The sequence below is a fragment of the Bacillus sp. B-jedd genome, from assembly GCF_000821085.1.
Taxonomy (GTDB): Bacteria; Bacillota; Bacilli; order Bacillales; family Cytobacillaceae; genus Bacillus_D.
In genome coordinates this window covers 3,162,332-3,179,958 of record NZ_CCXR01000001.1, presented here as the reverse complement: position 1 = coordinate 3,179,958, position 17,627 = coordinate 3,162,332, and the positions used below count along the sequence as shown (strand labels likewise).

General features: G+C 46.1%; 23 protein-coding genes. 17 read left to right on the top strand and 6 right to left on the bottom strand.

Going from position 1 to position 17,627, the window contains the following annotated elements; all coding sequences use genetic code 11:
• Positions 1-3: 3 nt before the first annotated feature.
• Together BN1002_RS15960 and BN1002_RS15955 are read left to right on the top strand one after the other, a co-directional pair.
• Positions 4-444: a DUF86 domain-containing protein gene (locus tag BN1002_RS15960; RefSeq protein WP_048826410.1), complete on the top strand. Its 441-nt coding sequence runs from the start codon at positions 4-6 to the stop codon at positions 442-444.
• A 112-nt stretch (positions 445-556) separates the two neighbouring features.
• A complete protein-coding gene (locus BN1002_RS15955) occupies positions 557-1,321 on the top strand; it encodes a TIGR01457 family HAD-type hydrolase (RefSeq protein WP_048826408.1) in 765 nt (254 codons plus the stop codon).
• Positions 1,322-1,465: 144 nt separating this feature from the next.
• On the opposite strand, the gene BN1002_RS15950 is transcribed toward BN1002_RS15955, so the two are convergent.
• Positions 1,466-1,963, bottom strand: coding sequence for a phosphatidylglycerophosphatase A family protein (locus tag BN1002_RS15950; protein WP_048826406.1), 498 nt, complete (start codon positions 1,961-1,963; stop codon positions 1,466-1,468).
• Between the two features lie 431 nt (positions 1,964-2,394).
• Here BN1002_RS15950 and yutH point away from each other — a divergent pair, with 431 nt between their 5' ends.
• Both yutH and BN1002_RS15940 read left to right on the top strand, forming a co-directional pair.
• On the top strand, positions 2,395-3,417 hold the full coding sequence (gene yutH / locus BN1002_RS15945; protein WP_231575040.1) for a spore coat putative kinase YutH: 1,023 nt from the start codon (positions 2,395-2,397) through the stop codon (positions 3,415-3,417).
• A 120-nt stretch (positions 3,418-3,537) separates the two neighbouring features.
• Positions 3,538-4,521 (top strand): 2-hydroxyacid dehydrogenase, encoded by a 984-nt coding sequence (locus tag BN1002_RS15940; protein WP_048826405.1) that lies wholly within the window; start codon positions 3,538-3,540, stop codon positions 4,519-4,521.
• Between the two features lie 65 nt (positions 4,522-4,586).
• On the opposite strand, the gene BN1002_RS15935 is transcribed toward BN1002_RS15940, so the two are convergent.
• Positions 4,587-4,823 carry a NifU family protein gene (locus BN1002_RS15935; protein ID WP_048826403.1) on the bottom strand — a complete coding sequence of 79 codons (237 nt, stop codon included), beginning with the start codon at positions 4,821-4,823 and terminating at the stop codon, positions 4,587-4,589.
• A 142-nt stretch (positions 4,824-4,965) separates the two neighbouring features.
• Here BN1002_RS15935 and BN1002_RS15930 point away from each other — a divergent pair, with 142 nt between their 5' ends.
• Positions 4,966-5,292, top strand: a complete 327-nt coding sequence (locus tag BN1002_RS15930) for a YuzD family protein (RefSeq protein ID WP_048826401.1) — start codon at positions 4,966-4,968, stop codon at positions 5,290-5,292.
• Between the two features lie 60 nt (positions 5,293-5,352).
• Positions 5,353-6,030 carry a beta-phosphoglucomutase gene (gene pgmB, locus BN1002_RS15925; RefSeq protein ID WP_048826400.1) on the top strand — a complete coding sequence of 226 codons (678 nt, stop codon included), beginning with the start codon at positions 5,353-5,355 and terminating at the stop codon, positions 6,028-6,030.
• Between the two features lie 97 nt (positions 6,031-6,127).
• Here pgmB and BN1002_RS15920 read toward each other — a convergent pair whose 3' ends face one another.
• Positions 6,128-7,195, bottom strand: coding sequence for an NAD(P)/FAD-dependent oxidoreductase (locus tag BN1002_RS15920; RefSeq protein WP_048826398.1), 1,068 nt, complete (start codon positions 7,193-7,195; stop codon positions 6,128-6,130).
• Positions 7,196-7,417: 222 nt separating this feature from the next.
• On the opposite strand from BN1002_RS15920, the gene BN1002_RS15915 reads away from it, so the two are divergent.
• Both BN1002_RS15915 and BN1002_RS15910 read left to right on the top strand, forming a co-directional pair.
• Positions 7,418-7,657, top strand: coding sequence for a YuzB family protein (locus tag BN1002_RS15915; RefSeq protein WP_048826396.1), 240 nt, complete (start codon positions 7,418-7,420; stop codon positions 7,655-7,657).
• Between the two features lie 88 nt (positions 7,658-7,745).
• Positions 7,746-8,111 carry a HesB/IscA family protein gene (locus BN1002_RS15910; protein ID WP_048826394.1) on the top strand — a complete coding sequence of 122 codons (366 nt, stop codon included), beginning with the start codon at positions 7,746-7,748 and terminating at the stop codon, positions 8,109-8,111.
• Positions 8,112-8,240: 129 nt separating this feature from the next.
• Here the strand turns inward: BN1002_RS15910 and BN1002_RS15905 are convergent, their stop codons facing one another.
• A complete protein-coding gene (locus BN1002_RS15905; RefSeq protein WP_048826392.1) occupies positions 8,241-9,233 on the bottom strand; it encodes an NAD(P)/FAD-dependent oxidoreductase in 993 nt (330 codons plus the stop codon).
• Positions 9,234-9,750: 517 nt separating this feature from the next.
• Here BN1002_RS15905 and BN1002_RS15900 point away from each other — a divergent pair.
• The 8 genes from BN1002_RS15900 to BN1002_RS15870 all read left to right on the top strand — a co-directional run bounded on the left by BN1002_RS15900 (position 9,751) and on the right by BN1002_RS15870 (position 16,126).
• Positions 9,751-10,968, top strand: coding sequence for an NAD(P)/FAD-dependent oxidoreductase (locus tag BN1002_RS15900; protein ID WP_048826390.1), 1,218 nt, complete (start codon positions 9,751-9,753; stop codon positions 10,966-10,968).
• Positions 10,969-11,075: 107 nt separating this feature from the next.
• Entirely contained in the window at positions 11,076-11,564 is a 489-nt protein-coding gene (locus BN1002_RS15895; protein WP_231575039.1) for an NUDIX domain-containing protein, read from the top strand.
• Between the two features lie 230 nt (positions 11,565-11,794).
• Positions 11,795-11,887: a YuiA family protein gene (locus BN1002_RS24095; protein WP_197072880.1), complete on the top strand. Its 93-nt coding sequence runs from the start codon at positions 11,795-11,797 to the stop codon at positions 11,885-11,887.
• Positions 11,888-11,976: 89 nt separating this feature from the next.
• Complete coding sequence (locus BN1002_RS15890; protein ID WP_048826386.1) at positions 11,977-12,294, top strand: YuiB family protein; 318 nt, start codon at positions 11,977-11,979, stop codon at positions 12,292-12,294.
• 135 nt (positions 12,295-12,429) lie between these two features.
• Positions 12,430-13,149 (top strand): 3D domain-containing protein, encoded by a 720-nt coding sequence (locus tag BN1002_RS15885; protein ID WP_048827996.1) that lies wholly within the window; start codon positions 12,430-12,432, stop codon positions 13,147-13,149.
• Positions 13,150-13,381: 232 nt separating this feature from the next.
• Positions 13,382-13,759 (top strand): DUF309 domain-containing protein, encoded by a 378-nt coding sequence (locus BN1002_RS15880; RefSeq protein ID WP_048826384.1) that lies wholly within the window; start codon positions 13,382-13,384, stop codon positions 13,757-13,759.
• Between the two features lie 73 nt (positions 13,760-13,832).
• Positions 13,833-15,341 (top strand): leucyl aminopeptidase, encoded by a 1,509-nt coding sequence (locus BN1002_RS15875; RefSeq protein ID WP_048826383.1) that lies wholly within the window; start codon positions 13,833-13,835, stop codon positions 15,339-15,341.
• A gap of 590 nt (positions 15,342-15,931) precedes the next feature.
• The gene (locus BN1002_RS15870) at positions 15,932-16,126 is read left to right on the top strand and encodes a hypothetical protein (protein ID WP_048826381.1); all 195 of its coding nucleotides are present in this window, start codon (positions 15,932-15,934) and stop codon (positions 16,124-16,126) included.
• A gap of 106 nt (positions 16,127-16,232) precedes the next feature.
• Here the strand turns inward: BN1002_RS15870 and BN1002_RS15865 are convergent, their stop codons facing one another.
• Positions 16,233-16,571, bottom strand: a complete 339-nt coding sequence (locus BN1002_RS15865; protein WP_048826379.1) for a YuzC family spore coat inner layer protein — start codon at positions 16,569-16,571, stop codon at positions 16,233-16,235.
• Between the two features lie 191 nt (positions 16,572-16,762).
• Between BN1002_RS15865 and BN1002_RS15860 the strand changes: the two genes are divergently transcribed.
• Positions 16,763-17,413: a DedA family protein gene (locus BN1002_RS15860; protein ID WP_082036259.1), complete on the top strand. Its 651-nt coding sequence runs from the start codon at positions 16,763-16,765 to the stop codon at positions 17,411-17,413.
• 24 nt (positions 17,414-17,437) lie between these two features.
• Here BN1002_RS15860 and BN1002_RS15855 read toward each other — a convergent pair whose 3' ends face one another.
• The gene (locus BN1002_RS15855) at positions 17,438-17,620 is read right to left on the bottom strand and encodes a hypothetical protein (RefSeq protein ID WP_048826377.1); all 183 of its coding nucleotides are present in this window, start codon (positions 17,618-17,620) and stop codon (positions 17,438-17,440) included.
• Between the last annotated feature and the right edge of the window lie 7 nt (positions 17,621-17,627).

The window sequence follows — 17,627 nt, the reverse complement described above, 5'->3', positions numbered from 1 at the left end:
CGTATGTATTTTGTCGACCGCAATCTCATGGAGCAAAGGCTCCGTTATATTGAACAGCAGACAGAACTGTTCAAAAGCCAACAGCAATGGGAATCGCCAATTGAAGAAGCCGCGCTTGAGCGGGTTGCGCATATGCTGACAGAAGCCGTTTTGGATGTCGGCAATGCAATGATCGATGGATTCATTATGCGCGACCCGGGTAGCTACGAGGATATCATTGACATTCTTCTCGATGAAAAAGTCATTGGCGAAAAGACCGGGGAGGATCTAAAAATCCTCATTTCACTGCGCAAACAGCTCGTCCAGGATTATACTGAAATCGACCATGGCGGCCTTCATGAGGAATTAACCGCCATCCTTGGTGGCATCTCCGAATTCCCAGGTTTGGTCCGGACATACCTTACGAACGAGCTGGGACCGGTTTCGGCCTTTAAACCTCATTGATAAGCTGCGCTTCCGCGGCTTTTTATTTTGAAAGAAATGAGGGGCTTATCCTCCCGCCTGAGGGGAAATTTAATATAAGGAAATGCAGCTTGAATGACCAGGAGTGATTGAATTGAAAGAGTATAAAGGGTATTTGATTGACCTTGATGGAACGATGTATAAAGGGGCCGAGCGGATTGAAGCGGCGTCGGACTTTGTCAAAAGGCTTAGAGCGAAGGGGATTCCATATTTGTTTGTGACGAATAATTCCACGCGAAGGCCCGAACAGGTAGCTGAAAAGCTGCGCAGCTTTGATATCCCGGCTGAGGGTTCGCAAGTGTTCACGACAAGCCAGGCAACCGCGAACTATATTTCCGAGCAGAAGCCTGGCGCAAAGGTTTGTATGATTGGCGAAGAGGGGCTTGCGTATGCACTTGAGGAACGGGGGCTCGTTTCTGCAGCCGAGGACGCTGATTTCGTCGTTGTCGGGCTCGACCGGGATGTAACGTATGAAAAGTTGGCTGTTGCCTGCCTGGCTGTCCGAAATGGCGCGGTTTTCCTGTCGACTAACGGTGATATTGCCATTCCGACCGAGCGGGGGCTTCTGCCGGGCAACGGCTCGATTACATCGGTAGTGGCCGTTTCTACTCAGGTGCTTCCTGTGTTCATCGGGAAGCCGGAAGCTATCATTATGCAGCAGGCGCTAGAAGTGCTTGGCACGGCGAAGGAAGAAACGCTTATGGTCGGTGACTATTATGATACGGATATCCTTGCTGGCATGAATGCCGGCATGGATACGCTCCTCGTCCATACGGGCGTCACGACCAGGGCGATGATGGATACTTATGAGAAGAAACCAACCTATGCGATTGATTCGCTCGATGAATGGGAAGTGTAGGGCAGTTTTTGCAAAATTGTTCATTTGAACCGATTTCGGCAGAAGCTTCGAGACAAAGAAAATTAAATCCCCCAGGCGGTCATGATAAGAAGGACAGCCTGGGGGATTTTTTAATTAAACAATTAAAAGGGGTGCTGCCGGCCGTTATTCCACGTTCTCGGCGCGGTGGGCCAGCCGGCTTGAAGCAGCAGCAGCAACGGCCCCGACGATATCATCCAGGAAGGTATGGACTTCTCCGGTCGATTTATCGTTTAGGCGCCTTAAAATACCTGGTTTTTGCTTATCGATATAACCATAGTTCGTAAACCCGATCGAACCATACACATTGACAATCGAAAATGCCAGCACTTCATCCACACCATACAGGCTTTCATCGGTTTTGATAATGGACAGAAGCGGTTCCTCGAGCAACCCTTTTTCCGCGAGCATATCAAGTTGGATACCGGTAATGATTGCGTTTTGGACTTCGCGTTTGGAAAGGACGCGCTCGACGTTTTCCAGGCAATCCTCAATTTTCAGGTTTTCGTGATATTTTTGCTGCAAAAAGTAGACGAGGTCGGCAATATCCTGCACCTCGACTCCCCGCTCCTTCAGCCAGCGGCGGGCGGTTGTTTCGGTTAAATTGACTTTTTTCTCAGACATGGACTTGTCACCTTTCCCGGATTATTCACTATTTATATACCCTATTTCATTAAATTATGCCTGAACTTACTGAATGGAACAATTCTGGAGGCAGTCTTTTTTTAAAAAAGGTTATGTTATCCTAGAATGTTAATTTCCACTCTGGGGACATGCTTTCCGCGGGGCGGACCGTGGAGCCTCCTCGGCGTCCTAGACGCCTGTGGGGTCTCCACGTGCCGCTTCATCCCGCCGGAGTCAGTCCCCTCCGTTCCAATTAACTTCATTTAGAATACCTGTGCTTTAAAAAAGGAGCGCTATAGTTGGAATCACAATTCGTTTTAGGTTTTACATTTTTGCCGTATTCATCCCGCTGATTTTGCAAAATCAACTTGTCCCGCTTTATGCGACAACAAGTTTTTCCTGGGCGGTCATATACTTCAATAGGGGACTGTATGAAAGCGGGTGGTTGCATGCTTGGTGAAATACTTGAAAATGTTTATGGTATTAAAACGGGTGAATATTTACGGCTTGAATCCTATGAGGCTGTCAGGGGAAATGGTTTTTATTATTTTCTTGCGAACCCGGGAGCTAAAGATGAGGAAGAGGCCGCAGAGCTGCAAAAAATAGCTGCCCATTTATCCGCTTATGGCGACCGGAATGTTCCGGCAGTTTTACCAACCCAAAGCGGCAGTATCATCGGACAGTGGGAGGGACGGAAATTTTGCTTAATGGCCTGCGGCACGATTGAATCAAGAAAGAAAGTGAAGCTGGGTAGAAAACTGGCCAAATTCCATGAAAGAGGAAAAATGGTTCCTTTCAAGGTAGAAAAGGCCGCGCGGATTGGCCAATGGAAGCAATTATGGGAAACGAGGCTCGACCAGATGGAGCGGGTTTGGTCGGAGCGGATTTTTCAGCCTCCAGCGGACGAATTCGAGCGGCTGTTCGTTGAATCCTTTCCTTACTATGCCGGCCTTGCTGAAAATGCTATCCAATACCTAGTCGATACGGAAATTGACGGAGAGCCGGCAGAGCCGGACAGCGGAACAGTTTGCCATGAGCGCTTTACCGGAAATGCCTGGGGAAGGCAGTATATTATAAAAAATCCGATGGACTGGGTTTTTGACCATCGCAGCAGGGATCTGGCGGACTGGGCGAGGTACACCTACTTCAGGAACAGAGGCACGTATGGAACGGAAATAGCGCAATTTTTCGCGGAATATGGAGAAGTGGCAAGACTGTCGCCGTTCTCTTGGCGCCTCCTGTATGCAAGGCTTTTATTCCCGCTCCATTATCTAGAAACCGTTGAGTCATACTACAATGCCGCGCGGGAATCCGAACAAAAAATGCTGGAAGAACAGCTTACAGATATCCTGAAATATACCGGGGATTTTGAGAAGTTTGCAACGGGCTTTCTTTCACTTGCCGAACCTTCCATCCAAACGGCTCTGCCAAAGCCCGAGTGGCTTTTCCGCTAAATCAGGTATAGAGTATCAGCTGTTCTCCCAGCATTCAGGCAGTGTTAGCAAATTCCTCCAAACCCTTCATAATTGTGATACTATACAATTATGAAGGGTTTATTTTTATGGGAGGGGAAAATGTTGAAGCCATACATATTCATTACAAGAAAGTTGCCCGAAGAGGTGATTGAAGGCCTGAAGGAAAAATATGATGTCGAAATGTGGGACAAAGAAGACATCCCAGTATCAAAGGAACGGCTGCTGGAGGAGGCAGGAAAAGCGGATGCGCTTTTAACCATGCTTTCCGATCCGATTGATGAAACCGTTTTAAATGAGGGCGCGAAACTGAAGGTGGTGGCCAATCTAGCTGTCGGATATGACAATATCGATGTCCCGGCTGCAAGCGGGAAAGGAATTGCTGTCTGCAATACGCCTGATGTATTGACCGATACAACAGCAGACCTCACCTTCGCACTCATGATGGCAGCAGCAAGAAGGCTTGTCGAGGCAGCTGAACTGATTAAGGAAGACAAATGGAAGAGCTGGAGCCCGCTGCTCCTTGCAGGCCAGGACATCCATCATAAAACAATCGGGATTGTCGGCATGGGAAAAATCGGCGCGACAGTTGCGAAACGCGCGACCGGGTTCGATATGAACATTCTTTACCACAATAGATCCCGCAAAATAGAAGTGGAAGAGGCAATCGGGGCACAGTATGTATCCTTCGAGGAACTAGTAACAGAATCGGATTTCATCGTCTGTCTGACGCCGCTCACCAATGAAACGAGGGGGCTGTTCACACGGGACGTTTTCAGGAAAATGAAAAAGACGGCAATTTTTGTAAATGCGGCCCGCGGACCTGTTGTAGACGAACAGGCACTGTATGAAGCCCTTTCGGAGGGGGATATCGCCGGTGCGGGACTGGATGTTTTTGAAAGGGAGCCAATCAGTGCGGGCCATCCTCTTCTGAAGCTTAAAAATGTTACAGCAATCCCGCATATCGGCAGCTCGAGTATTGAAACCAGAATGTCGATGATGAAGCTTTGCGCCGACAATATCGACCTCGTCCTATCGGGTGAAGCGCCAAAAACAATTGTAAATAAAGACTGGCAGAAGGCTTAACTCCATGTGATTTATCACGATAAAAAAGCGATTGCCCCAGCAGGCAATCGCTTTACTCTTCAATATTAAAATACCTGTTCTACTTCTACAACGCCAGGGACTTCCTCAAGAAGCGCGCGTTCGATCCCTGCTTTAAGAGTGATTGTCGAGCTTGGGCAGCTGCCGCAAGCACCTAGCAGGCGGAGTTTTACAATGCCATCTTCGACATCGACTAATTCGCAATCGCCGCCATCACGAAGAAGAAACGGGCGTAATTTATCTAATACTTCCTGGACCTGTGAAAACATTTCTTGTTCTGTCATGAAAATCGACTCCTTTCATACTATCCATTATAATCTGAGAGGGGATAAAAATCCATTCTTCAAGACAGGAAATCTCTAGTTATAAGGCTATTTTGTTAAAATATCAGTGAAATTCACGAAAATTGAACAGGGGGGAACGGGAATGGGCCACAAGAAAGTTGAGATTATTGTTTATGGGGCGGAGCAGCTTTGTCCAAGCTGTGTGAATTTGCCGTCGTCAAAGGAAACATATGAATGGCTCGAGGCAGCAGTCAGCAGGAAATTTCCCGATCAGCCATTCGATATAACATATGTTGATATTTACAACCCTCCGGCAGAAGAGGAAAAACAAGAATTTGCCGAGCGTGTCATTGAAGAAGATATGTTTTATCCGGTCGTTTTGATTGATGAAACGGTAGTAGGAGAGGGAAACCCGCGCCTGAAGACCATTTTTGCCGAGCTAGAAAAACATGGGTATAAGGCCGAATAGCAGGACGGTAAGATATACTTTCAGTTGGTTGGCAATCATTTATTAAGGGGATAGGGAAAAATGCGAAAGATAGAAGCAGTCGTTTTTGATTTGGATGGCATTATTACTGATACCGCCCATTATCACTATCTGGCCTGGAAAGGGCTGGCTGAGGATTTGGGAATTTTCTTTGATGAGAAGTTTAATGAAAATCTCAAGGGAATCAGCAGGATGGATTCCCTTGAGATGATTCTTAAAGAAGGAAACCGTCAGAAAGATTTTACTAGTACGGATAAGGCCGAACTTGCAGAGAGGAAGAACAGCCATTATTGTGAACTATTAAAACAGCTGTCCCCAAAGGATATTTTGCCGGGAATCCAGGAACTTTTTACGGCCATTAAAGCGGAGGGCATACCTATTGGACTCGCTTCCGTCTCGAAAAACGCCAATACTGTTTTAAAAGCCCTTAATCTTGAAGGTGAATTCAATTATTGTGCGGATGCTGCCAAAATCGCTAATTCAAAACCTGATCCAGAAATATTCCTCACGGCATGCGAGGGGCTGGGGGCGAACCCGTCAAATTCAATTGGCATTGAAGATGCCGCCGCGGGGGTTCAGGCAATTAAGGCCGCGGGGATGTTTGCCGTTGGAGTTGGCGAGAACCTGACGGAAGCCGATTACTTGCTGAAAGCAACGAGTGAACTTGAATGGGAATTAATAAAAGCTTCATTTTTTAATTGGAAAGCTGTAGAGTCCTAAATTAAAGGACGAGATTTTTTTACAAAAATAAAAATCCCCTCATTCTGTCAGGCAGCGCCTTTCAGAAGAGGGGGTTTTTTGTAGCTGGCTGAAGGAATCAGCCTTTATGGTATTTATATAACCATAATACACCAGACTTCAATAGCCTTGCGACCCGGCCGGTGATGGCATGCTCGGCCATCATGCCGAATCCCTGCTTTTTGCCGAGCGAGCCGAGGACGCCCTTCAGCTTGATTGGCGGCAAGGTTTCCGGAAGAGGTTCACCTTTCCATCTTTTCCGCATAACTTCGGCGATCTGCTCCGCCTGTCCTTCGGCGAGCTGGGCGCTCGGTGCATGCGGTAGGCTCGCGCAATCGCCGACAACAAAGACGTTTTCATCATTTGGAAGATGATGGTGAGGTGTCACTTTCAGCCTGCCAAGTGAATCTTTTTCAACATCAAGATCCCGGACAATCTTGCTGGCCTGAATGCCCGCGGTCCAGACGATGGCATCGCAATGGACAGGTTCATCATGATTATAAAGGACATTTTCTTCTACCCTAGTAATATTGGAATTGTTGACTATTTCCACTCGGTGCCGCAGGAACCAGTCCTCGACATACTGGCTGAGCCTGTCGGGGAAGTCGGACAGGATATGGGCGCCTCTGTCAAACAGTTTTACATTCAGATCTGGCCTGCTCTCGCTCAATTCACTGGCAAGTTCAACTCCGCTGAGTCCGGCGCCGACGATGCCCACAGTAGAGCCAGGATTGAGGTTGCTTAAAGTCTGGTAGGTTTCCCGGGATTTCCCGATGCTTTGGATGCTGAGAGTGTACTGATCTGAGCCTGGAACATTGTGATACTTGTCTTCACAGCCAAGGCCGATTACTAGAATATCGTATTCAATTTTTTCACCGCCGTGTAAATCAACGGTCTTGCCATTGAGATCAATTCCTTTCACATCACCATAACGGACTGTCAGGCGTGGATGTGTTGGGAAGTCAACCCTTAGCTCACGGTCGGAAACAGTCCCGGCGGCAAGCGCGTAATATTCAGTTTTAAGGCCGTGATAAGGAACCCGGTCAATAAGAGTGGCCGAGACATCTGCTGGAAGATGGTCGGGAAGAAGCTCGTCAAGCAGCCTCATACCGCCGTATCCCCCTCCCAGGATAACTAAATTTTTCATAAAAAATTCCCCTTTTGTCTGTGCCGAAATTAGAAAATGTACGGGCAAAATTTTTGCAGGATAATAATCATACACGTTCATTCGCTCAGTACGAGTATAACGAAAATATGGCAATATCTCAACAAATTCAGTTACCTTATTGACAATCGTAATAGAAATGTGTTAATTGACTGCCTCCTGAAAAAGGGGTAGGATAGTATGGTGTACAAATGAGGTGAACCCATGATTAAGCCAATAATAGAATTTTGCATCAGTAATCTTGCCAGCGGCGCCCAAGCCGCACTGGAGCAGCTCCAGCGGGATCCCAATCTTGATATCGTTGAATATGGGTGCCTGGGATATTGCGGAAAGTGCGCTTCTTCCATGTATGCCCTTGTTAATGGGGAACCTGTGACAGGCAATACCCCTGAGGAACTGGTGGAAAATATTTATCAATACCTGGAAGAGAACCCAATGTTTTAATAATTGCGATGGCGATAGGCAGACATGTTGAGAATGGATACCTGCCTGAAATATACTATTGATAAGGGAAGCAAAAGGAGGGGATTATATGGAAACCCAGATTGTCAACCTGACAGAAGCTGCGGCTCTTCAAATTAAGGATATGATGAAACAAAACGAAGAAGAAGGTTCATTCCTGCGAGTAGGTGTTAAGGGAGGCGGCTGCAGCGGCCTTTCATACGGAATGGGTTTTGACCAGGAAAAAGGTGAAGGCGATATTCTGTTCGAGCAATTCGGCATTCAGATTCTAGTCGATAAGGACAGCAGCGCGATCCTTAATGGAACAAAGATTGATTATAAAGAATCGATGATGGGCGGGGGATTCACGATTGAAAACCCGAACGCCATCGCTTCATGCGGATGCGGATCTTCATTCCGGACGGCCACCCAGACAGGAACGCCGGAGGAATGCTGATTCCTTACAAACATCTCTAATGAAAATTTCAATTCAAGCCTTCCCACTTTGGTGGGGAGGTTTTTTGTTGATTTTAATAAAATATAAAAAAGAGGCAATCCCGTTTAATTTTGGGAAAGCCTCTTCGCATTACTGGAACATGGATGTGCTGTGCAGTGGCTGGACCTTTGCCTTTGGATCAATATATGCTTTTGCGTTATTGACGGCGGTTGGCGCTTCGCCAAATCCACAGGCGATCAGCTTTACCTTTCCATCGTATGTGCAGATGTCTCCAGCGGCATAAATCCCTGGTACGGTAGTTTCCATTTTTGAATTGACTAGGATGGAATTCTTTTCAATATCCAATCCCCATTCTTTAATAGGACCAAGAGACGATACAAAGCCATAGTTTACTATAACAGCGTCTACATCAATTGCTTCCCTGGAAGAGCCATCGGCGCTCGCGATGACCACCTGCTTGATCTCATCGCCGCCGATCAATTCATCCGGTACAAACGGAGTCTTGATTTCGACTTTGGAATTATGAAGATTTTCAACACTGTGTTCATGCGCACGGAACTTGTCCCTTCGGTGGACAATCGTCACCTTTTCAGCAATTGGTTCAAGCATAAGCGCCCAGTCGACCGCTGAATCTCCCCCGCCGAAAACCACTACTTTCTTTCCTGCAAAATGATTCAGATCATCAATGAAATAATGGAGGTTTTTGCCTTCATACTTCGTGGCGCTGTCGAGTTCTAGTCTGCGCGGCTGGAATGCCCCGTTTCCAGCTGTAATGATGACGGTTTTTGAAAAATGTGTTTCCTTGTTGGTTGTTAGCTTGAAGACGCCGTCGGCCTGCTTCTCAACCTTTTCAACCGACTGCTCAAGCGCGACATCCGGGTTGAATTTTGCCATCTGCTCTTTCAGGTTGTCAACCAGTTCCTGCGCGCGGACCTTCGGGAACCCGGCAACATCATATATGTATTTTTCAGGATAAAGCGCTGACAATTGGCCGCCCAGTTGTGGAAGGCTCTCGATAATTTTAACCGAAGCCTGCCTCATCCCGCCGTAAAAAGCGGTAAACAGGCCGACAGGGCCTCCCCCGATAATTGTAATATCATAAACCTTTTGTTCTTCTTGCACTGCGTATCCCCCCAGCAAAGTAGTAAAGGTAGTCCACAGATTATCATACCACAACTGTGTCAATACAAGCCACAACCTGAAAAATTAAGAATGAAAACGCTTGCTGGAAATTTCAACGAGGTATTAACTGGATTGAAAAAACAGGAAAAAACTCCTGAAAACGAAAAGGAAAACAACAATTTTCCTTTCATTTTGCTTATAATCTTCCAAAAATGGGAAGGGGTAAAGTAAGAATTATAGGAATATTTAAAAGTAGCAGGGAAAATTAATAATTTCCTTGAAAATGATTTGGAAAAAGAATAAGATGGGATATGGAAATAATGTTACTAAATTGTGACAAAATCAGCACATTTTTTTGAACTATAAAGTGAACAAAATCACAAACTTTAATTCATCTTCGGCTGCTTGATGCGGACACCCAGAAAATAAACCGAATTTTGTTTTACTAGATGGTTCATCTAAAGCAAATGTTAAAGGCAAGAGACTAAAAAATATTGTAAAGGTGGAAGTGATTGCGTTGAGAATCCCTAAAATTGTTATTCTCGGGGCTGGCTACGGCGGGCTCATTACAGCGGTGCGACTCCAAAAGATGTTGGGAGCAAATGAAGCGGAAGTTGTTTTAGTGAACAAGAATGATTACCATTATGAAACGACCTGGCTTCATGAAGCTTCTGCGGGTACGCTCCACCATGACCGTGTCCGATACGACATCACCAGTGTAATTGACCGGCATAAGGTTGAATTCGTACAGGGGACTGTTGTGGAAATTAATAAAGAAGAAAAGAAAGTCATTCTTGAAAGTGGAGACGTAAGCTATGACTATCTCGTTGTAGCGCTGGGTGCCGAGCCAGAAACTTTCGGAATCAAAGGCTTGAAGGAATTTGCCTTTGGAATAACAAATGTCAATTCCGCCCGCCAAATCCGCGAGCATATTGAATATCAATTCGCCACTTATACAATTGAGGAAGAAAAGAAAGACGAGCGCCTGACAATTGTTGTCGGCGGTGCAGGTTTTACAGGGATCGAGTTTCTTGGTGAACTTGCAAACAGGATTCCGAAACTTTGCCAGGAGTACGATGTTGATTTCAATAAGGTGCGGGTCGTTTGTGTTGAGGCCGCTCCAACTGTGCTTCCAGGATTTGATCCAGATCTAGTCGATTATGCAGTTTCAGCACTCGAGCGCAAGGGCGTTGAATTCATGATTGGAACAGCGATCAAGGAATGCACCCCTGAAGGAATCATTGTTGCAAAAGGTGAAAATGAAACAATGGAAATCAAGGCTGGCACTGTTGTATGGGCAGCAGGCGTCCGCGGCAGCTCGATCATTGAAAAATCAGGGTTTGAAGCGATGCGTGGCCGTGTGAAAGTCCAATCGGATCTTCGTGTACCGGGATCCGAGGATATCTTCATCATTGGCGACTGCTCGCTGATTATCAACGAAGAAATCAACAGGCCTTATCCTCCAACAGCGCAAATTGCGATTCAGCAAGGGGAAGTCGTTGCGAAAAACGTTACTGCCCTTATCCGCGGCAAGGCTGAGCTTGAAAACTTTGCCCCTGATATTAAGGGAACTGTCTGCTCACTCGGCGAGGACGATGCCATTGGCGTCGTATACGGCAAAAAGCTGACAGGTGCCAAAGCGGCGTTTATGAAAAAGGTCATCGATAACCGTTCCCTCTATCTTTTGGGCGGAGCAGGGCTTGTTTTGAAAAAAGGGAAGTTCAATATTCTTTAATGACTTGAGGGCAGAGCAATCTGCCCTTTTTACTGTTTAGCCATATTTTTATGCAATAATACCTATAGAGATTGAATCTAAGATGTTTTCTTGAAAGGATGGGTTTGATGTCGTCCAATAAGCGCGGGAAAGTATGGCTGGCGGCGGCGGGCCTCGTTATTTCAGAGCAGGGTAAGTGGCTTGTTGTGAAAAAGAGCTATGGAGGCCTGAAGGGCAAGTGGTCACTTCCTGCCGGATTTGTGGATGAGGGCGAAACGGCTGATGAAGCAGCAGTAAGGGAAGTGAAAGAAGAAACCGGTCTTGAATGCACAGTAAAAGGATTGATTGGCCTGCGGACCGGTGTCATTGGAATGGAGTTCAGTGATAATCTTCTTCTGTTTTTGCTTGAAGAGGAAAAAGGCGGTGTGATCAAACGCCAGGAAAATGAGATAGTTGAAATTTCATACTTGTCTCCCGAAGAGTTAATGGAAGATAAGGATGCTTCAGTTTTAATTCACTATCTAATCGGACTTGGCAACCTGCAAAACATTCCTGGCAAAGAGGGGCTTAATCCTGGAAATGATTTTGGCTACACGCAATATAAACTATTTTTTTAAGCTGAGGAAAAGGAATAAACATTAAACAAAAGTATTTTTTAAATTTTCAGTAAATTTAAGGTATTAGGAGAATGAGCGAGCCTGAATGTAATGTATGCGTTTACATTAGCCGAAATCGCCGGAATATCCTTCTTTTCGTTTTCATATAATCCTGTTATATTATCAGAAAATTAAGTTTTCTAAAGGGGAGATTCTAAGTGAAAACGACAAAAGTGGATGCGAAGAATTGTATGTATTGTGGAGGAAATGGGTATTTCCAACTGCTCCTGGGAGGGTCGGAAACCTGCACTTGCTGCGGCGGGTCCGGAAAGAGGAAGGAATAAAAGACGCTAACCGGGCGTTTGCGCTTTTCTATTTGACTACCCTGGGAGCCTTAAGTAAACTAGACTTGAGTGCTTGAGGGGGAAGTTGCATGAGTATTGTCGAATTAGTCATTTCTATGCTGTTATTTTTTGTTTTATTTTTTGGAATTGGTTTTTTGCTAAATATGCTGTTAAGAATGTCATGGATTATGGCGATTATTTATCCAATCGTTGTGTTGTTGATTGTCGATAAAGTCCGCTTTATAGAGTACTTTACAAATAGCAGGGAAGCTTTTACTGAGCTTGGCCGCCAGCTCATCTCACTCGCTTCCGCGGATATTATCATCCTTTCTAGCGGAATGGCAGGGGCGATTGCCGCAGGCTTTGCAATCAGGCTTTTGAGAAAAAACGGATACCAAATGTTCTAGCCTTTTCTTTCGTGGAAAAGGCTTTTTTTATGTCCGTATAGGCAAATTTACCTGTGAAAAAAGATTTTTTTACTCCTTTTATGAATATCTTCCTGTTTCTTGGGGAAGATTGTCTTGGGAGGAGTGAAAAAATTTATGAACCTAATTAAAACATGGGCCAAAGGGTTTGCCATGGCAATTTTATTTGTCTTGGCGCTCTCAACTACTTTCCAATCCATCTCGGGTGTAGAAGCAAAAATGCTCGTATCCTACGCTGGACCTGGACGTGAGGCCCCAGAAAATGAAGAAAGCATTCAATCTTTTTTTGCCCATAAATTTAAGTCTGTTGGATTAACTCTTAAAAAAATCAAGCATGCTGTAAAAAGTGAACACTTAATTTCATCAAGTGAAGCAGTGGCGGGAGCTCCGCCAAAGTTGGAAGATGCAATCGACTGGAGCCAATATAATAAAAAGACTGTCATCGCGACAGGCTATACGGCAGGGGTCGAATCTACCGGTAAAGATAAAAGCCACCCAGCTTATGGAATTACATACTCTGGAGTAAAGGTAAAACGTGATTTGTTTTCCACCATCGCAGCCGATCCAAGAGTCTTTCCGATCGGGACTGTTCTTTTCATCCCGGATTACGGGTATGGGGTGGTCGCTGACACCGGAAGTGCAATTAAAGGGCATAAGCTCGACTTGTACTATGATACAGTGGATGAAGTTTTTAAACATTGGGGCAAAAAGAAGGTTGAAGTGTTCGTTATCAAAATGGGCGAAGGCAAGCTTACTGAAAAAGAACTCATTACCATGAACGAAACAGAATCACTTCAAGTATTCCGCCAACAGTACATAAAGTCAGAAAAAAAATAAAAACAGGAATGTGGCCGGCAGTTCAAACTGCCGGTTTTTTTATTTTTGACTCAGTTGCTTTGCCCTGCTGAAACCATGCCCCAGGAGTGGGAATCAACAATCAAGGATAACTCGGATGGTGAAAAAGTGAGCCAGTGTCACCGCCCCCCTGCTTCATTTCTCGTCAAAATGGGAAGGGGGCGGTATGATGGATGGAGTACAAGGATTGGGATTTTTGTAGGGGGGATGAGCATTGGAATTTTATCCGCCTGAGTATTATGACTTTTTTGTTCATTTTAATGAGGGGGATTATTATACTTGCCATGATCTTCTTGAGGAGATGTGGATGGAGGAGAAGGGGAATTTATTTTTTAAGGGGCTTCTGCAGATGAGTGTGGCCCTGTATCATTATGGCTATGGGAATGTGAAGGGGGCAAGGGTGATGATGCAGGCGGCCCATGACTATTTGCAGGGCTACAGGCCGAAGCACTGGGGACTGGATCTTGAAAAGGTCATCACGTATATCGAGATATGCCAGGCACTTATCCCAGTGCATATTGACAGGGTGCCCTATGAGGAAATCGATATACTGCCGCCTTTGCCGCGACTTTACCTATATCTAGAGGAATAAGGGAAAGCAAACGTGTATTGATTTTCAGAATCATTCGATATAATAAAAAAGTAGTCAAAAGGGAGGATTGGACATGTTCAAAGTAAAAAACGAGGTTGATTTTTCAGCCAGCCATGAAAATTTACTAGTAGGCCTGTTTGACAAGCCAATTAAATTTGAAGGAAACCTGGCTCCGCTTGATGAGTTATTTGAAGGGCAATTGAATGGCCTGGCTAAAAACGGTGATATCTCCGGAAAGCTGAAGGAGATAAGCAAAATACATACTTTCGGAAAAGCAGGCGCGGTGAAAATCTGGTTTGTCGGCCTGGGCCGCGAAAAAGAATTCACATTCGATAAGCTGCGTGAGGCTCTTGGAAGGGCATCTAAGTCACTGAAAGCCGCTAAGCAAGAAGAAGCGGCGCTTTACCTTGATTCGTTCCTTACAGACGATGTGGGGGCCGAAGATGCGGCCTTTGCGGTCAGCGAGGCATTCACCTTGGCTTCCTATCAATTCGAAGGCTACAAGCAAAAGCCTAATGAACCCCAAAGAAAACTGGAAAGCCTCACTGTTTATTCCGGCTCCCCGGATGAAGAAGCGATCCGCGCTGCTCTTGAAGTGGGATTTGCGTATGGGAAAGGCACTAATTCCGCAAGGACACTTGTCAACACGCCAGGCAATCTCCTTGAGGCTTCCGACTTGGCGGATTATGCACGGGAGCTTGGTGAAAAGTATGGTTTCGAGACGGAAATTCTCGGCCTTGAAGAAATCAAGAAGCTTGGCATGGGCGGCCTGCTCGCAGTCAACCAGGGATCTGAAGAACCCCCTCGGATGATTGTCCTTAAGTATCAGGGCAAGGAAGACTGGGAAGATGCCATCGGCCTTGTTGGTAAAGGGATTACATTTGATACAGGCGGTTATTCAATCAAGACGAAAACAGGCATTGTCGGCATGAAAACAGATATGGGCGGAGCAGCCGCGGTACTCGGCGCAATGGAAATCATCGGCGAGCTGAAGCCTGAGCAGAATGTCGTTGCGGTTATTCCGTCAACGGACAATATGATCAGCGGCAAAGCGCTGAAACCGGATGATGTGATTACAACAATGAGCGGGAAGACGGTTGAAGTGCTCAATACAGACGCAGAAGGCCGTCTCGTTCTTGCTGATGCAATGACCTATGCGAAGCATCACGGGGCGAAATACCTTGTCGATGTGGCAACCCTGACTGGGGGCGTTATCACTGCCCTCGGCCTTCACACAACTGGCGCGATGACAAATAACGAAGCGCTTTATGAACAGGTCCTCGAGGCTGCCTTCGAAGCGGGCGAGCAAATGTGGCAGCTGCCTATTTTTGAAAAAGATCTGGAGCGGGTACGCGGCAGCAAAATTGCCGATTTGAACAATTCACCTGGTTCAGAAGGCCATGCGGTAATGGGCGGTGCGTTTGTCGGTGAATTTGCCGAAGGGACTCCGTGGGTCCATCTCGATATCGCCGGTACCGCGACTTCCTCGAAAGGAAGCGATCTTGGACCTGCCGGTGCTACTGGTGCGATGACGAGAACTCTCGCTTTGTTCGTCGAGCGTTTCGAGACTCTATCAAAATAAGGTAACCTGAGAATGGATTTATTCCTTTTGTACGTAGCCCCTGGACTTAGTCCAGGGGCTTTTTTAAAAGATAAGAATGTATAAAATTTGTCTAGCTCCACAGGGAAGCTGCGGCAGCATAGCATCGCACGAAGGAAAAGTGTTTTTCTTTTCCGAGGAGCGCCTAGCGCCTAGTGTACTTCGGTCCCCTCGCTACGATAAGTCAACATCGATTCGCTAACGCTTATCGTGTTTCCTTTATGTGGGGTTGGTGCTCCTGCGCCAAAGTATATTCGAGGAAGCTTTCTTCAGCTCGTCGCAAAGCTACGAGGGAGTTATTCAAGAAGCTGCTTCCCTCCAGTCCATGCGGCGCTGAACATAAAGGAAGGCTTCCTGGAAGCATCTTCGCAGGGACATAAAGGAAAGCTCCCCTGAATTAGCATCGCAGGGACAGACGCTCTTGGTCTGTCCCGAGGCGGTTTTTGCATGTCCCGAGGCGCTTGCGCTTTTCTTATTTTGTCCATTCTGCAAAAAATGCTACCGCCCACTCCGAGGAGCCCTTTTTTGCATATGAAATAAGGAGGGCATGTAATAAAGAAGGAGGGACCCGGATGTATGACATGAGGAATCAGCACTATTACGGGGGAGATCAGCGATTTTTCGCAGGTCCGTTCATAGGTGGGCTGCTTGGCGGGGTATTGGGCAGTGCGCTGTTTTTTCCAAGGCCATTTGCACCGTACCCGTATTTTCCGCCTGCCGCTTTTCCGCCATATGGCTTCGGTTACGGCGGCTATCCATTTTATTAACCACCCATGTGGAGGGCTGGCCTAAAAGGCGCAGCCTTCTCTTTTTAATCCCTTGCTGAATGTGGTACCATTAATGGTAATAGGATACAAACTTGGGAAGGTTCCATCACCGCCATTTTAACGATAGAGTTATTTTGCAACAGTCCTGCTCAATCAGGTCAATTATGATGACATCGGGATTATAGGTGACCCTGACATCCTTCCTGATTCCAGCGGAAACAATCAGATTCTTCACCGTCTCGGTCTTTGATTGCTGGGCGGCGTCCATAATCCTCCTTGAAAAATCCCGTGATGTGGCAATCCTGTTAGCCAGTATGCCAGCTTCTGAAAGAACTGGCCGTAGCGCCCTGGCCGAAGTCATGAATCTATCCGGATTGACCGGGGGAAAAACTCCAGGGTGGGGAAAGGCGCGGCTGTATGGATAAGGATAGTGATAAAAATGCATGGATACACATCCTTTGAAAATTTTTCTATATTCCAGCCCTAAAGAAAGGTCTGGCAAATAAAATTGGTCTTTAATCAATTCCTCTCATATATATGTTATAAGTTTTCCGTCTATACTGTTGTCCGTAGGATTGCCGATTCCCGAAAAAGGGAAAGGAAGGAATAGGAAACGGTCGTGAGGGAGGAAAAAGGATGGAACTGGATTTTCTTTTGGATATAGTGAAAGAAAGTGGATATCCGGGTTTATTTTTGTGGATTCTGTTAGGCTCGTCAACTTTGCCAGTGCCGAATGAAATTATTATGATGACAATAGGGATGGCAGCATCGAAAACTCCAAATGAGGCTGTGCCAATCTTTTTCACCACCCTCGCCGGAGTGCTGGCAGCAGTTAGCGCCAGTTATCTCCTTGGCCGGATGATCGGCAGGCCGTTGCTTTTATTTTTGGCAAAAAAGAAGCGATTCGCAAAAAATATAAAGAGATCAATGAGAATGATGGATAAATACCATGCCTTTTCTTTGTCCATTAGTTACTTTGTTCCTGGCGCCAGAGCGATTATTCCTTTTCTGTATGGATTCAGCAGGCTCTCATTCAGAAAATTTATTGTTTTTGCATACAGTGGCGCCTCATTATGGCTGTTGATTATGTTCTCAGCAGGATATCTCTTTGGAGAACACGTCAGCCCATCGTTTTCAGGGGAGCTTTCCCTGATAGCGATTCTCTTCATTGTGCTCGTATTTGCAGCTTATAGATTTTATCGAAAAAATAAACAAAGCGGTGTTTCGGATGATGATCAGCTAATCCCGGCGAGGCTTACAGCCATACAAAAAGGCAGCCCGGAATAACGCCGGCTGCCTTCCTGAGTCCAGTTACATTTCCCCGCGGTGTTCGAATAAGTCGATTGCCCCAAGAACGACGTGCGCCAGTCCGAAACCAAGGACCGTATTGGCAACCGTTTTGCTGACTCCATTGTTCCGTGACATCGCATAGCCTGCAGCAGTGACAGCCGAGCCGAGAATAGTCGGGATCATGCCTTCTCTGAATTGGTTCATTCGCGAT